At 70.8% G+C, this 14,753-nt stretch carries 16 protein-coding genes; 10 read left to right on the top strand and 6 right to left on the bottom strand.

Going from position 1 to position 14,753, the window contains the following annotated elements; genetic code table 11:
• Positions 1–19 precede the first annotated feature (19 nt).
• From AB0J16_RS12375 to AB0J16_RS12365, 3 genes are read right to left on the bottom strand one after another with little or no spacing between them, the layout of a single operon-like run.
• Positions 20–655: an A24 family peptidase gene (locus AB0J16_RS12375; protein ID WP_358537756.1), complete on the bottom strand. Its 636-nt coding sequence runs from the start codon at positions 653–655 to the stop codon at positions 20–22.
• A gap of 10 nt (positions 656–665) precedes the next feature.
• Positions 666–1,193: an SseB family protein gene (locus AB0J16_RS12370; RefSeq protein WP_358537753.1), complete on the bottom strand. Its 528-nt coding sequence runs from the start codon at positions 1,191–1,193 to the stop codon at positions 666–668.
• An 11-nt stretch (positions 1,194–1,204) separates the two neighbouring features.
• Positions 1,205–2,308 carry a ring-opening amidohydrolase gene (locus AB0J16_RS12365; RefSeq protein WP_358537751.1) on the bottom strand — a complete coding sequence of 368 codons (1,104 nt, stop codon included), beginning with the start codon at positions 2,306–2,308 and terminating at the stop codon, positions 1,205–1,207.
• Positions 2,309–2,475: 167 nt separating this feature from the next.
• On the opposite strand from AB0J16_RS12365, the gene AB0J16_RS12360 reads away from it, so the two are divergent.
• The 3 genes from AB0J16_RS12360 (at position 2,476) to AB0J16_RS12350 (ending at position 5,443) form a co-directional block, all read left to right on the top strand.
• On the top strand, positions 2,476–3,159 hold the full coding sequence (locus AB0J16_RS12360; protein WP_358537749.1) for an alpha/beta fold hydrolase: 684 nt from the start codon (positions 2,476–2,478) through the stop codon (positions 3,157–3,159).
• A 16-nt stretch (positions 3,160–3,175) separates the two neighbouring features.
• Positions 3,176–4,246, top strand: a complete 1,071-nt coding sequence (locus tag AB0J16_RS12355) for an FUSC family protein (RefSeq protein ID WP_358537746.1) — start codon at positions 3,176–3,178, stop codon at positions 4,244–4,246.
• 81 nt (positions 4,247–4,327) lie between these two features.
• Entirely contained in the window at positions 4,328–5,443 is a 1,116-nt protein-coding gene (locus AB0J16_RS12350) for an FUSC family protein (protein WP_358537743.1), read from the top strand.
• Between the two features lie 62 nt (positions 5,444–5,505).
• Here AB0J16_RS12350 and AB0J16_RS12345 read toward each other — a convergent pair whose 3' ends face one another.
• From AB0J16_RS12345 to AB0J16_RS12335, 3 genes are all read right to left on the bottom strand, one after another.
• Entirely contained in the window at positions 5,506–6,042 is a 537-nt protein-coding gene (locus AB0J16_RS12345; protein ID WP_358537740.1) for a carboxymuconolactone decarboxylase family protein, read from the bottom strand.
• A gap of 28 nt (positions 6,043–6,070) precedes the next feature.
• The gene (locus AB0J16_RS12340; RefSeq protein WP_358537738.1) at positions 6,071–6,622 is read right to left on the bottom strand and encodes a peroxiredoxin; all 552 of its coding nucleotides are present in this window, start codon (positions 6,620–6,622) and stop codon (positions 6,071–6,073) included.
• Between the two features lie 121 nt (positions 6,623–6,743).
• Positions 6,744–7,910: a pyridoxal phosphate-dependent aminotransferase gene (locus tag AB0J16_RS12335; protein WP_358537736.1), complete on the bottom strand. Its 1,167-nt coding sequence runs from the start codon at positions 7,908–7,910 to the stop codon at positions 6,744–6,746.
• Positions 7,911–7,964: 54 nt separating this feature from the next.
• Here AB0J16_RS12335 and AB0J16_RS12330 point away from each other — a divergent pair, with 54 nt between their 5' ends.
• The 7 genes from AB0J16_RS12330 to AB0J16_RS12300 are packed head-to-tail and all read left to right on the top strand — an operon-like array spanning position 7,965 to position 14,739.
• On the top strand, positions 7,965–9,683 hold the full coding sequence (locus AB0J16_RS12330) for an alpha/beta hydrolase (protein ID WP_358537734.1): 1,719 nt from the start codon (positions 7,965–7,967) through the stop codon (positions 9,681–9,683).
• Positions 9,680–10,612: a DUF418 domain-containing protein gene (locus AB0J16_RS12325; RefSeq protein WP_358537732.1), complete on the top strand. Its 933-nt coding sequence runs from the start codon at positions 9,680–9,682 to the stop codon at positions 10,610–10,612. The genes AB0J16_RS12330 and AB0J16_RS12325 overlap by 4 nt, the downstream gene beginning before the upstream one ends.
• Positions 10,572–11,363 carry a carbon-nitrogen hydrolase family protein gene (locus AB0J16_RS12320; RefSeq protein WP_358537730.1) on the top strand — a complete coding sequence of 264 codons (792 nt, stop codon included), beginning with the start codon at positions 10,572–10,574 and terminating at the stop codon, positions 11,361–11,363. Before AB0J16_RS12325 ends, AB0J16_RS12320 begins: the two co-directional genes overlap by 41 nt.
• 9 nt (positions 11,364–11,372) lie before the next feature.
• Positions 11,373–11,819, top strand: a complete 447-nt coding sequence (locus AB0J16_RS12315; RefSeq protein ID WP_357941268.1) for a hypothetical protein — start codon at positions 11,373–11,375, stop codon at positions 11,817–11,819.
• Entirely contained in the window at positions 11,816–12,211 is a 396-nt protein-coding gene (locus AB0J16_RS12310) for a hypothetical protein (RefSeq protein WP_358537728.1), read from the top strand. The genes AB0J16_RS12315 and AB0J16_RS12310 overlap by 4 nt, the downstream gene beginning before the upstream one ends.
• A 51-nt stretch (positions 12,212–12,262) precedes the next feature.
• Positions 12,263–12,742 carry a SigE family RNA polymerase sigma factor gene (locus AB0J16_RS12305; protein WP_358537725.1) on the top strand — a complete coding sequence of 160 codons (480 nt, stop codon included), beginning with the start codon at positions 12,263–12,265 and terminating at the stop codon, positions 12,740–12,742.
• The gene (locus tag AB0J16_RS12300; protein WP_358537723.1) at positions 12,739–14,739 is read left to right on the top strand and encodes a hypothetical protein; all 2,001 of its coding nucleotides are present in this window, start codon (positions 12,739–12,741) and stop codon (positions 14,737–14,739) included. Before AB0J16_RS12305 ends, AB0J16_RS12300 begins: the two co-directional genes overlap by 4 nt.
• The last annotated feature ends 14 nt before the right edge of the window (positions 14,740–14,753 follow it).

Genomic DNA, 14,753 nt, shown 5'->3' with positions numbered 1-14,753 from the left:
CTAGTGGGATGTCCGGTGTTCACTGGCCGAGACAGAGTGCCGTGAAGGCGCCGAGCAGCATGAACGGGCCGAAAGGGAACTGTGTGTCACGAGTGGCGCGTCTGGTGAGGAGCAGGACGATGGCGTAGAGGGCACCTAACAGCTGGCCGCCGACGGCCGCGACGACCCAGGCTTGCCAGCTCATCGCCGCGGCCGCCATGCCGATCAGCCCGGCGAGCTTGACGTCGCCCAGTCCCATCGCCTCCGGGCGGGCGAACCAGAGCACGGCGTACGCGGCGGCCAGCGCCAGCGCGCCCAGCAGCGCCCTGGGCAGCTCTCCGGTGGGCAGCAGGGTCAGCGCCAGGATCGGGTACGACGGCAGCGTGATCACGTCGGGCAGCCTCGTGGTCCGCCAGTCGATGAGTGCCAGGGCCGTACCGGCCAGGGCGAAGTAGACGTACGGCAGGCCCGCGCGCCAGGCGACGAGGGCGGCGACGGCGGCGGTGGCCACCTCGACGGTGGGCGGCCCGCCCGGCACGGGCACCGTGCGCAGCACGGCGTCCAGGGCGGCGTGGGCCTCCTCGCGGGTGTCCGGGGGGTTCGGTACGAAGCAGCCGGCGAGCGTCCTGACGTAGCGGCCGACGATCAGTCCAAGGAGCGCGACGAGTGCCACCACTCCGCCGAGACTACTTCCTGGAGAACCAGCGGCGCTTGCGTATCGGCTCTACGTGGGCCACGGTCACGCCGGAGACTTCGTCGAGCGTGCCGGACTCGACGGCCGCGAGCGCTTCCAGCACGTCGCCCTGGATCACGAACGGCACCGGCCCCGCCACGTCCACCACGACCGCCGCGACCCGCTCACCGGCGGCGGCCCGGCAGACCTGGAGCAGGCCGGCCTGGATCGGCCGGGCGTCGGGGCGCCATCTGGCCAGGGACTCGGCGCCGGTGAACGCCGGCACCGCCTGCCTGCCGTCCTTGCCGACGAGCTTGGGGAGCGCCATCTCGCTCTCCTTTTCCTGGCGCAGCCCGTGTTCGCCCACCTCGGACTCGGTCAGCAGGGCGACCACGGGGACGAGCAGCCGGGCGCCGGTCAGGGCGTTGAGCACCTCGGTGGCGTCCGCCTCGCCTCGCTCGTAGGAGGCCAGGGCGGCGGCCACGGCGGGCGCGGCCGTGCCGTCGTCGCCGGGATCGAGTGGCTGGGGAATGCTGGGCACAACGCCCGAGACTACCCTTCTCCCAGGTCGGCGATGGCGGCGACCGGACCGCCGCCCGACGGGCCCTGATGGACGGCGGCGACCGAGACGAACACCGCCGGATCGCCCGTGACCGCCGCCGCCACTCCCCCCACCGTGGCCTTGATCTGGCGGTGCCAGTGCACGTCGGAGTCGTCGAGCATGATGTTGCGCCGCCCCCGGACCCGGCCGGACGGGTCGGCCTCGCACTTCATGAAGACGTTCACCAGGCGGTCGCCGAGGTCGGTGTGGTGCGGCCGCTCGGGGAGCGCGAGGCCGGAGTCGCGGATCGCGTCCCAGATGCCGTCGGCGTCCAGGGCGTCCCGCATCACGCCGTGGCCGATCCGGTAGCGCCCGCCGATCCCCCGTACGTTGCCCACCAGCACGATCTGCGCCCGGTCCAGTTCGACCCCGGACGAGCACGAGGCCACCGAGGAGTACAGGGACAGGTCCTTGTGGATCTGATCGGCGCGCGGCGGTTCGATCTCGCCGAGGGCGACGGCGATGCCGAGTGCCGTGGTGGAGTTGGACAGGTCCATGGAGGGGCCGGTCTCCTCGATGGCGGTGTCCTGGCCGCGGCTCTTGGCGTCGGTGATGGTGGCCAGGGTGAGCAGGGGCGTCTTGGTCTGCACGTAGTGGACGTCGCGCGGGTCATCGATGCCCGCGATCTTCATCGCCTCGCGCACCCCGGCCGCGACCTTCTCCACCATCGCCGGACGGCCGATGTCCTCCGGGAGGATCACGTCGCTCATTGCCACGCCGACCGACACGCGCGGCTCATCCGATCGGGGCGCGCCGGCCGGGTCGGTGGTGGCGAACACGGTGGCGTGCGGGCTGAGCACGCCGTCCGTCCCTCCGGACCACACCAGGGGTACGGTCTCCGGCGCCGGATGCCCCTTGGCCGCCAGCACCTCACGGAAGGCCCGGTCGGCCAGGATCCGGGTGTAGTCGTTCACGCCCCCGTTGCCCTCGGTCTTGCCGATCACCGCGAGCACCCGGTGTGCCTCGATCACTCCGTCGTCGATCAGCCGCGCCAGGCCGGAGGCGTCCGTCACGCTCTCGATCGGCACCTTGCGCACTTCTATCGGATCCGGCATCACAACCCCTATTCGACGATTCAGCGATTCGACGGTTCGGCGGCGAACACGCGCGACTCCCAGACCTACCCAGGCGGCACGCAGAACACGCTATCCACCAGCCGAACGGGCTCTCACCGGCAATGTCTGCCCAACGTGGCGGCCGGCCTCGGGGATAGGGTCACCGTGTGATTCGCGAAGCACACGTAAACGGGATCAAGCTCGTCTATCGGGAGGAGGGCGACCCCGCCGCTCCCCCGCTGGTGCTCATCCACGGGCGAACCGCCGACCACAACGACTGGAACGGCATCACCCAGCACTTCGCCGCCCGCCATCACGTCTTCGCCATCGACCTGCGGGGGCACGGCGCCAGCGACTACCCGGGCGCGTACGCGCTGGCCGACATGGCGCGCGACGTCGTCGCGCTGCTGGACGAACTGGGCTTCGAGCGGGCGACGCTGGTGGGGCACTCGCTGGGCGGGGCGGTGGCCTATCTCATGGCCATGACGTGGCCCGATCGCGTCGAGCGGCTGGTCCTGGAGGATCCGGCGCCCCCGTACGCGATGAAGAACCGCCCGCCGATCGTGGAGGAGGGCGAGTCCCCCGGCTTCGACTGGCGGATGGTGCACGAGACCGAGCGGCAGTTCCTCGCGCCCGATCCGGCGTGGGCCGAGGGGCTCGCCTCGATCACCGCGCCGACGCTGGTCCTGTCGGGGGCCAGCCATCTCGACGTCGAGGCGGTGGCCGAGCGGATTCCGGGGGCCGAGCTGGTCACGATCGAGGTCGGGCATCTCATCCACGTCTCCGCGCGGGCGGCGTTCCTGCGGGCCGTGGACGAGTTCCTGGCCGATGGAGCGCCGCAAGCTGGGTAGGCGAGGGTTCGTGCAGGTGAAACGGCGGCTGAGCAGGCTGGTCCTGATGGCGCCGACGGTCGGGCAGTGCGCCGTGGCGGCGGCGCTGGCCTGGTTGGTGGCCAAGGACGTACTCGGGCATCCTCGCCCGTTCTTCGCGCCGATCGCGGTGATCATCTGCATCGGCGTGGGCCTCGGGCAGCGGCGGCGCCGGATGGTCGAGATGGTCGTCGGGGTCAGCCTCGGCGTGGGCGTCGGCGACGTGCTGGTGTCCTGGATCGGCTCGGGTGCCTGGCAGATCGCGCTCGTGGTGGCGCTGGCTATGGCCATGGGCGTGCTCCTGGACAGCGGTTCCCTGATCGTCCTGCAGGCCGGGTCCTCGGCCGTACTCGTCGCCACCCTGCTGCCCCCGTCGGGCGTCGGCGGGGTCAACAGGATGCTCGACGCGCTGGTCGGCGGCGTCATGGGGATCATCGCGATGGCTCTGCTGCCGGCCAGCCCGTTCGCCCTCGTGGCCAGGCAGGCGTCGGGGATGTTCGAGGCGCTGGGCGACGCGCTCCGGCGGATCGCGGAGGCGATCGAGAGGACCGACCCCGGCCTGGCGACCGAGGCGCTGGAGGTCGCGCGGGGGACGCAGGCGAGCGTGGACACCTTCCGGCAGGCGCTGGGGACCAGCTGGGAGATCGCCACCATCTCACCGCTGCACTGGCAGAGCCGCCACCGGCTGGAGGGGTACGAGACGGCCGCCGTACCGCTCGATCACGCGGTCAGGAACGTCAGGGTGCTGGCCAGGCGGGCCGTCGTGGCCCTCGGAGGGCAGAACCCGCCGCCTGCCTGGCTGCCGGTCGCGCTGCGCGACCTGGCCGACGCCACCCAGCTGCTCCGGGAGGAGCTGGCCCTGGGGCACGAGCCGGATCGGGCCCGCGAGGCGATCCTGGCGGTGGCCTCGCGGCAGGTGGCGGATGAGCGGTGGGGGTTCTCGGCCGGGGTGATGGTCGCTCAGTACCGGTCGATCGTGGTGGACCTGCTCCAGGCGAGCGGCGGCGACCGCGAGCAGGCGATGGCCGCCCTCCCGCCCCTGGACGCGGGCGAAGAGGACGTCCCCTGATGCGGTGACCACCGCGGTCCCGACACGCCCGAATACGGGCAATGTGACCTTAATGTCACAAAGATCCGCCAGGGTAGAGGGGTGCGAACGAGGCTCAGCGATCATGTACGGGAACGGCTGAGCGGGTTCGGCCTCATGGCGCCCTCCATCGCGCAGTGCGCGGTCGGCGCGGCGCTCGCCTGGACCGTCGCCATCCAGTTGCTCGACCACCCTCGCCCGTTCTTCGCGCCGATCTCCGTGCTGATCTGCCTCGGCGTGGGCCTCGGGCAGCGGTTGCGCCGGGTGGCCGAGCTCGTGGTCGGGGTCAGCCTCGGCGTCGGAGTCGGCGACCTGCTGGTGTCCTGGATCGGCTCGGGCGCCTGGCAGATCATGCTGGTGGTCGCGCTGGCGATGACCGCCGCGGTGCTGCTGAACAGCGGGGCGCTCTTCGTGGCGCAGGCCGGGTCGTCCGCGGTGCTCGTCGCCGCCCTGGTGCCCGCGGACGGCGCCGGGGGCTGGGACCGGATGGCCGACGCGCTCACCGGCGGCGTCATCGGCATCGCCACGGCGGCGCTGCTTCCGGCCAGCCCCTTCACGATCGCCGCCAAGCACCTGTCGGGCGTGCTCGACGCGCTGTCCACGGTGCTCGAACGGGCCGCGGAGGCGATCGAGAAGCGCGACGTGGACCTGGCCGCCGAGGCGCTGGAGGAGGCGCGCAACACCCAGGCGGCGGTCGCGGAGTTCGAGCGGGCGGTGGAGACCAGCAAGGAGATCACCCTGATCTCGCCGCTGCACTGGCACCGCCGTGGCCGCCTGGCCAGGTACGAGACCGTGGCCGTGCCGGTGGACCTGGCCCTGCGCAACGCCAGGGTGCTGGCCCGCCGGACGCTGGCGGCACTGGGTGAGACGAGCCCGCCGCCGACCTCGCTGGCCGAGGCGATGCGCGAGGTGTCGGAGGCGGCGCTGCTGCTCCAGCTCGAACTGGCGGCCGGCCGCGAGCCCATGCTGGCCCGGCAGGCGCTGCTCGCCGTCGCGGCGCGGGAGCGTCCCGAACGGCTGGGCTTCTCGGCGCACGTCATCATCGCGCAGCTGCGCTCCATCGCCGTGGACCTGCTCCAGGCGACCGGGATGGACCACGAGGAGGCGACGGCGTCGCTGACCCCGCTGGACGCGCCGCAGATCGAGGACGCGAACGACACCAAGAGCGCCAAGGGCTGAACCGTGGCGGAGGTGGACACCCGGAGAGCCCACCTCCGCCATGGAAGCCCCAAGAGCGGCTGTCAGACCGTGACCAGGGCCGCTTCGGCTTCGAGGGTCGCGGCGGTGGCGTTGATCACGGCGGCCACGCGCAGCGCCTCCTGGATGTGCTCGCGTGGCAGGCCGGAGCCGCGCAGCACCCGCTCGTGCGACTCCAGGCACCGGCCGCAGCCGTTGATCGCGGAGACCGCCAGGCACCACAGCTCGAAGTCGCCCCGGTCCACGCCCGGATCGCCCATGACGGTCATCCTGAGCCGGGCGGGCAGCGTCGCGTACGTCTCGTCGCCGATGAGGTGGGTGGCCCGGTAGTAGACGTTGTTCATCGCCATGATCGACGCGGCGGCCTTGGCGGCGGTGAACGCCTCCGCCGACAGCTTGCCGGCGGCCTCCTCGCAGACCGCGGCGATGACCCGCCCGGATCTGGTGGCCAGCGCGCTCGCCAGCACGGTGCCCCACAGCTGCTGGTCGGTCAGCGGTGAGGTGGTCGTGACCGAGCCCAGGTTGAGCCGGATGTCCTTGGCGTAGCCGGGCAGCGCCGTCTTCAGCTCGTCGATGCTCATGCGCCACCGGGTCCGTAGGTCAGCTCGCTCACTGGGCCAGCAGCATCCGCGCGTCGAGACCGGCCTCGCCCTTGGTCCAGTTGCAGGGGCACAGCTCGTCGGACTGCAGGGCGTCGAGGACGCGCAGGACCTCCTTGACGTTGCGGCCCACGGATCCGGCGGTCACCATCGTGAACTGGATCTCGTTGTGCGGGTCGACGATGAACGTGGCCCGCTGGGCCGTGCCGTCCTCGCCGAGCACCCCGCACGCGCCGCTCAGCTCGCGCTTGACGTCGCTCAGCATCGGGAACGGCAGGTCACGCAGGTCGTCGTGGTGCTTGCGCCAGGCGTGGTGGACGTACGCGGAGTCGACGGAGACGCCGAGCACCCGCGTGTCGCGGTCGGCGAACTCGCCGTTGAGCCGGCCGAACTCGGCGATCTCGGTCGGGCAGACGAAGGTGAAGTCCTTCGGCCAGAAGAACACGACGCGCCACTTGCCCTCGTAGGTCTTGTGGTCGATCTCCGCGAACGCCCGCTCGGGGTCGAGGCCGACGCACGCCGTGAGCGCGTATTCGGGAAAGCGGTCACCGACGGTGAGCACGATTCCGTCTCCTTCGGGGGGTCGGGGCCCAGAGGCGATCCCTGTTTGGGGGCGGCTCCTACCCTAGCCCACCTGCGCTCATTCCTCGCCGTAGCCGAACAACTACACTTCCGAGAGGCCGCTAGGCCGACAGGCGCTTGAGCCGGGTGACCGCCTCGTCGATGACCTCGTCCTTCTTGCAGAACGCGAACCGGACGAAGTGCTTGCCCCGGTCCGGGTGGTCGTAGAAGACCTGCGTCGGGATGGCCACCACGCCCACCAGCTCCGGCAGCCGCCGGGTCAGCTCCAGCCCGTCCTCGAAGCCCAGGGGCCGGATGTCGGTCTGCACGAAGTACGTCCCCGACGGTTTGAGCACCTCGAACCCGGCCGCCGCCAGCCCGTCCATCAGCCGGTCCCGCTTGTGCCCCAGCCCGTCGCACAGCGCCGAGACCCATTCCAGCTCGTTGCGCAGGCCGTAGGCGACCGCGAGCTGCCACGGCGCGCTCGCGGTGAAGGTGAGGAACTGCTTGACCGTCTGCACCGCCGTGATCAGCGGGGCGGGGGCGCAGATCCAGCCCGTCTTCCATCCGGTGACGGAGAACGTCTTGCCCGCGGAGGAGATCATCACCGTGCGTTCGCGCATGCCGGGCAGCGTCGCCAGGGGGATGTGCTCGACGCCGTCGAACGTCAGGTGCTCGTACACCTCGTCGGTGATCGCGGTCAGCCCGGCCTCCTGGCAGAGCTCGGCGATGACCGTCAGCTCGGCGCGGGTGAACACGGTCCCGGTCGGGTTGTGCGGGGAGTTGACGAGGATCGCCCGGGTACGCGGCGTGACGGCGGCGCGTAGTTCGTCCGGGTCGAAGGTGAATCGTCCCTCCACCGGCCGCATGGTCACCGCGACCAGCCGGGCCCCGGCCAGCGAGATGGAGGCGGCGTAGGAGTCGTAGTAGGGCTCGAAGGCGATCACCTCGTCGCCCGCCTCGCACAGCGCCAGCACGCTGGCCGCGATGGCCTCGGTGGCCCCCACGGTCACCAGGATCTCGCCGTCGGCGGCGTAGTCGAGGCCGTAGTGGTCGGCCCGGTGCTCGGAGACGGCCTGCCGCAGCTCAGGGACGCCGGGGCCGGGTGGATACTGGTTGGCGCCGGACACGATGGCCTGCACCGCCCGGTCGAGCATCGCCGCGGGCCCGTCGGTGTCGGGGAATCCCTGCCCAAGGTTGATCGAGCTGGTCTGTACGGCCAGCGCGCTCATCTCCGCGAAAATCGTCGTGCCGAAGGCGCGCATCCGGGATACAAGTGGTTCCGTCACGGCCCCACACTATTAGTCTCCCCTCGATTAATCTCTTCCCGCTAACCTCTTCCCGTGATCATCCGGGTCCTCCTCGCACTCGCCCTCTCCGCGCCGCCCGTCATGGCTCCGGGCGGTGTCGAGAAGAGCGCGTGTCCCGTCGCCACGCCCGACCAGACGACCTGCGGTTTCCTGATCGTCCCCGAACGCAGGGACACGCCGGGCAAGACGATAAAGGTCGGTTACGCCGTGCACGCCTCCACGGCCAAGGATCGTAAGCCCGACCCGGTCGTCTATATGAGCGGCGGCCCGGCTTCGGCGTCGATGCAGCTCACGGGGTTCTTGAGCCAGATGTTCCCCGACCGTGACGTGGTGGCCGTCGAGCAGCGCGGCAGCAAATACTCCCAGCCGACGCTGGGCTGCCCGGAGACGGCCGAGGCGATGCTGGACCGGCTGCGCGAGCCGTCGGCCGACGTCGGCGCCGCCGCGCTGAAGTGCCGGGAGCGGCTCACGCGGCAGGGCGTGGACCTGCGCGGCTACAACACCAAGGAGATCGCCGCCGACGTCGTCGAGCTGCGCAAGGCGCTCGGCTACCCCACCTGGAACCTGTTCGGGGTCAGCTACTCGACCCGGGTCATGATGGACGTGGCCGCCGCCGACCCGGCGGGTGTGCGTTCGGTGGTGCTCGACTCGTACCTGCCGGAGAAGGTCGGCTGGTACGACGACGCCGACCGCAACTTAACCGACACCGTGGCCAAGCTGGGCCTGCGCGAGCCGTTCGAGGCGATGGTGCAGCGGCTGAACGCCCGCCCGGCCCGCGTGCCGACCACGGACCCGCTGCTCGGCACGGGTTTTACCGCCCGGCTGACCGGCGACGACGTCTCGACGATCATGGCGGAGGCGCTGCACGAGGCCGACGTGCTCGCCGTGGCGCCGGCGATGATCGACGCGCTGAGCAAGGGCCACGACGAGCTGCTGCGCCCGCTCGCCGACGCGGTGGGCGACGGGCTGGTCTCCCACGAGTTCGGGCTGTACAACGCGGTGCAGTGCCAGGACGAGTTCCCGTTCAACACATTCGCCACAAAATCCCGACTTTTCACCGTAAACAGCGACAAAGCGGTGTGTGATGCTTGGAAGCTTCCCAAGTCGGCACCCGTCAACGCCACCACGAAGGCCCCGGTGCTCGTGGTGGGCGGCCAGTACGACCCCACGACGCCGACCAGGACCAGCGAGCCCGCCGCCAAGAGCCTGCCCAACGCCCGCTTCGTGGAGTTCGCGGGCACGGGCCACGCGGTGTTCCTGGCCAACGCCTGCGCCCGCCGCCACATCCTGGCCTTCGTGGACACCCCGTCAGGCGGGGCGGCCGCACCCTGCTCGCCTGAGAAGGCGACCGTCTTCCCCCGGCTGAACCCGGGTGACGTACTCGCGACCGGCGCCCCGTACCAGATCTCGCTGTCGCCCTGGCTGGCCGCCCCGTTCGCGCTGTTCGCGCTGGTGTCGCTGATCCAGCTGGTCGCGGGCGCGCTGAAGGGCCGGGCGCTGACCGCCTTCGCCGGACTGGCGGGGACGGCGTTCACGGGGCTGCTCGGCTCGGCGGTGTGGGGCATGCTCAAGGAGAACGAGACCGCGCTGGCCGTCGGCCTGCCCGCCTCGGCCTGGCCGTACACCTGGGTGGCGGTCGGCTCGGCCGTACTGACGCTCGGCGCGCTCGCGCTGCGGCGGGGATGGCCACAGGCGGTGGCCGCGGTCACGGCGGCCGGATTCCTCGTATGGTGGTTCGCCTGGATCCTGTGAGGCGCATCCGAGAGCTCGACGCGCTCCGCGGCTTCGCGGTGGGCGGCATCATGCTGGTCAACACCTGGCAGCACGCCGTGCACGAACCCAAGAACGGCATCGACTGGACCATCGACGCGCTGTTCCAGAGCCGGTTCTACCCGATCTTCTCGCTGCTGTTCGGCATCAGCTTCGTCCTGGTCCTGGAGCGGGCCGGGCGGTGGGTGCTGCTGCGCCGGCTGTTCTGGCTGCTGTGCTTCGGGCTGCTCCAGCGCACGTTCTACAGCGGCGAGGTGCTGACGGCCTACGCGGCCTTCGGGGCGCTGGTGCTGCTGCCCGCCTCGTTCCTGGCCGGCGGCCTGCCCATGATGATCCTCGGGGTGGCCGCGGTCGTGTGGACGGTGTCGGTCGGGGCCGGGCCATATCTCATCCCGGCGCTGTTCCTGCTCGGCATGGCGCTGATGCAGTCGCGCCCGTCCGGGCGGCTGCTGCTGCCGGTCTTCGCGGTCAGCACGCTGGCCTGCGCGCTGCTCACCGCCGCCTGGACCACCAACCACAACTGGACCGTCTACAGCGTGGCCGCGCTCGCCGGGGCCACCGCCTACTCCACCGGCCTGCTGCTGGCCCTGCGCACCCGGTGGTCGGCGCCGCTGTCGGCGGCGCTGGAGCCGCTCGGGCGGATGGCGCTGACCAACTACGTCTCCGGCACGCTGGTGATCGCCCTGGCGGGCCCCCTGCTCAAGACCGATCCCACGCGCTGGTGGGTGCTCGTCATCACCGTGGCGACGCTGGCCGTACAGGTTCCGTTCAGCGCCTGGTGGCTGGCGAGATTCAGGTACGGCCCGCTCGAGTGGATCTGGCGATGCCTGACCTGGTTTCGACGGGTGCCCAACCGGTTAGAGTCGGGCCGTGACCACAATCGCCCTCTGCCAGATCCCGGTGTCTCCTGACCCGTCTGCCAACCTCAAGAGGGTCCGCGAAGCGCTCGCCAAGGCCGAAGGCGCCGACCTGGCGATCTTCCCCGAGGCGACGCTGACCCGCTACGGCAGCCGCATCACCGACCTGGCCGAGCCGCTCGACGGGCCGTTCGTGTCCGGTATGGCGCGGGCGGCCCGCGAGCACGGCCTCGCGGTGATCGCCGGCGTGTTCGAGCCGAGCTCCGGCCGAGTGCACAACACCGCCGTGGCCATCGACGCGCACGGCTCCGTCAAGGCCGCCTACCGGAAGATCCACCTGTTCGACTCCTTCGGCGCGAAGGAATCCGAGCTGGTCGCCCCCGGCGCCGAGCCCACGGTGGTGGAGCTCGCGGGGCTCCGCGTCGGGCTGATCACCTGCTACGACGTCCGCTTCCCCGAGCTGGCCAGAGCGCTGGTCGACCAGGGCGCCGAGCTGTTCGCGGTCATCGCCGCGTGGGGATCGGGCCCGCTCAAGGAGGATCACTGGACCACGCTGGTCCGGGCGCGGGCGCTGGAGAACACGACCTGGACCGCCGCCGTCGGCCAGGCACCCAATCCGGCCGAGTCGAGCGACGGTTTCGGGGTGGGCCGCAGCATGCTGGTCGACCCGCTCGGTGTAGTCCGCGCCGATCTGGGCACCAATCCGGGCATTCAGCTCGTGGAGGTGGATCCAGAAGTGACCGCAGCGGCCAGGACCGCCCTGCCGTGCCTCGAACATCGCGTACTAGGTATCAAGCGATCGTAAAGTAGAACAGTGAGCAGAACGCAGATGCAGAAGGTCGTCCCGCCGCGTCTGCTCGTGCCATACCTATCGGGTAAACGCACGGTCATCTCCGGCTACGTCTACCGGCTTCAGGACTGCGTCCGGCTGACGACCCCCAGACAGCTCTACTACGGACTCGACCTTTCGTTCGAGGGATCGGAGCTGACGGCCGACGTGCCCGAGCTCTATGTCATGCGCTGGTACGCCCGCGACGCCGACACCTACGCCGTTCCGTACGGACCGCATATGGGCGGTGACTGGAGCGACGCGCCGCCGTTCGCCGGAAACGGGTTCACCACCTCGCGCGAGCACGTGGTCCCGCAGTTCCACACCACGCCGATCCCCATCCCCGCGGGGGCGGAGATCGTGCACATCACCCCCGAACAGGAGCGGCCGTTCGCCACCTATGACGGGCTCACCTGGCGGCCCGCCGCATGAGTGACGAGATCACCCCCGTGGCCGCCGGCTTCGTCGCGCGCTTCGCCGAGCGCACGCTGCCCGCCGCGCTCGGCCCCGACAGCGACCAGGTGGTGCTGTTCAGCGAGGAGGAGCTCGACGGATTCGAGCCGGGCTCCGGCTACTGGCGGCGTACGGTCGGCCGCGCCGAGCTCGACTGGCTGGCGCTGATCCGCACGGTCGGTGCGTTCGGCGGCGAGCCGTGCATCGTGCTCGACGAGGACGACGACGGCCTGCACATCGCCTACACCGGCCACAGCGGCATGAAGGCGGAGGCGCTCGGCTACTGGATGGTCGACCACGGCGCCTACGAGGTCGTGGTGCCCCGTGAGGAGGTCTTCTCGATCCGCGTCGAACGGATTCCCGTCCCCTAGTCAACCGACGCCCGTCTTGGGTGTCTCTGTACTGTGATCGACTCCTCCACCATGGCGCAGCCGTCATTCGCCGAGCTGTTCGCCGCCCACTACCACCCCCTGGTACGGCTGGCGGGCCTGCTCGGCGCCGACGACCCGGAGGACATCGCCCAGGAGGCGTTCTCCCGGCTGCACATCAGACGGCTGCGCGACGACGGGGCGGCCGTGTCGTACCTGCGCACGATCGTCTGCAACCTCACCCGCAACCGCCTGCGCCACCTCAGGCTGGTCCGGCTGCGCCGCCCCGATCCTCCCGAGCATGAACGCAGCAGCGAGCACGCGGTGATCGTCGCCGAGGAGCACCGCGAACTGCTCGCGGCACTCGACCGCCTCCCGCGCAGGCAGCGCGAAGCCCTCGTCCTGCGCTACTGGCTCGACCTGTCCGAACGCGAGATCGCCGACGTCATGGGCGTCTCGGCGGGTTCGGTCAAGACCCACGCCAGCAGGGCCCTGGCCGCTCTGGGCAAGGCGCTGAAGGAGGAGGACCAGTGAGCGACCTCGAAGCACGCCTGCGGGCGGCACTCGAAGCCCGTGCCCAGACCTACGAGGCCGATCCGAACGCCTGGCTCAAGGTCCAGCGCCGCACTCCCCCGCCGGTGCCGCGCGGGCGGTGGCTGCTCGCCGCCCTGCCCATCGCGCTGCTGGCCATCTTCGTCCCCATCCTGCTCAACGGGGGTCTGGGCCGCAACAGCGCGAGCGATCCCGACGAGGTCTACAAGCAGCTCATGGAGGGCAAGACGGCGGCCGGGGAGCAGGTGGTGGTGGACGATCCGGCGCGGGGCAAGCCGCTGCGTCTGTGGTTCGCCCGGGACCCGCTCGGCGTCCCCGAAGTGTGCTTCGTCGCCGTCCCTGCGGACGGCGATCCGTACGGCTCGTGCCACGACCTGCGCGTGGCCGAGATCTTTGAACGCAGCGGCATGTACGAGGGCTCCACCCGCGCCGACACCCCGTCCGCCTACGTGGACTACGGCGTGGCCGACAACGACGTGGCGAAGGTCACGGCCGTGCTGGCGGACGGCCGGCGCGTCGACGCGACCGTGCACCGTTCCGAGGGCGCCCCGATGGTCATCTGGACGCTGGCCCTGTCGGCCGGGGACAAGGTGTCCACGGTCGAGTTCACCGACGCGCGCGGCAGGCGAGGCTCGGACACCTCGCCCAGGCGCCTCGCCGGCGAGAGCAGCAGGCACACACCGATCGGCCAGCCCATGCGGCTGCCCGGCGAGGTCATGGTGCGCCCCTACGACGACAAGGTCCAGGGCCGCAGTGTGGTCTGGTTCCGCGGTACCAAGGAGCTCGGCTGGGTCAACCTCGACCTGAAGGATCCGATGACGGCCAAGGCCCCCATGATCCATTCCGAGGACGGACTCATCTACACCGCCACGAAGCGGGACACCGTCAAGATCCAGATAGCGCTCGGCTCCGACGCCCCGCTCACCATGCAGGGCATCCCCGATCCGTGGAACCTCGACCGCAACCTGTTCACCCTCGCGCACCTGCCACCCCTCGACTGGTCTCTCGGCGGCTGGTGGGCGGGCTACGACGCCGCGGGCAAGCAGCTCTGGCGTGAGGACAGGCCACGCCGCACCTCGTCGCCGAACTCGAACTTCAAGCGGATCGGCGAGCCCATCACCGTCCCCGGAACCGACGACTTCAGCAAGGGACCGGTACGGCTCTCGTTCGGCAAGTACCCCTACGAGGACGGCCTGCAGCTGTGCGCCACCGGTGGCACCGGCGCCGACGGCGGGGAGCAGATCGGTTGCGCCCGGGTGCGGCCCGAACCGCCGTCCGACAGCCTCTCCAGTGGCCGGGTGGAGACCTACCTGCCGCTGCCGGGCAGCGTCGTCGCCTTCGGCGCGGCCGAGGACGACTGGCTGTCGATCGACGCGGTGCTGGAGGACGGACGTCGCCTGCCCGCCACCCTGACGCGCGGCAAGGACCTGCCCGCGCCCGTGTGGTGGGTCAGGTACCCGCGCGACGCGAAAGTGCGCGCCTTCGCGTACAAGGTGCGAGGCAAGCAAATCGAACAGGTCGACCTGACGCGGCGCGGCTGGTGCTGGGAGGACAAGAAGCCCCTCGATGCCGGTCACGTCTTCCCCAGCGGGCTCACCGCCAACCTGCACGACGGCCCGTGCGTCAAGTGGTGGAAGGACGGCAAGGAACAGCCCGGCTCCTTCCAGCCCGCCCCAGGTGGGAAGCTGAGCGACATGATCGCCGCCCCGGAGCTCCCCCTGCAATGGTCAGGGAACCGGCAGGAGTGGTACGGCTTCACCGTGCCCGGCACGGCCAAGGTCGAGGTCACGCTCAAGGGCGGCGGGCGCCTCACCGCGAGCACGGTGCCCGACCCCTGGAACCAGGGCGTGCTGCTGTTCGCCGGGCCGGTGCCCAAGGCGGTCGGCAATCAGGGGCTGTTCTGGTCGGGCATGCGGTTCACCGGCTTCGCCGCCGATGGACACGTGCTGTGGACGTACGAGCCGAAGGAGCCGCGCTAAGCGGTAACGGCCCG

This window comes from Nonomuraea sp. NPDC049750 (assembly GCF_040659625.1).
Taxonomy (GTDB): Bacteria; Actinomycetota; Actinomycetes; order Streptosporangiales; family Streptosporangiaceae; genus Nonomuraea.
The sequence above is the reverse complement of the archived record's forward strand: the minus strand, read 5'-3'. Positions and strand labels throughout refer to the sequence as shown.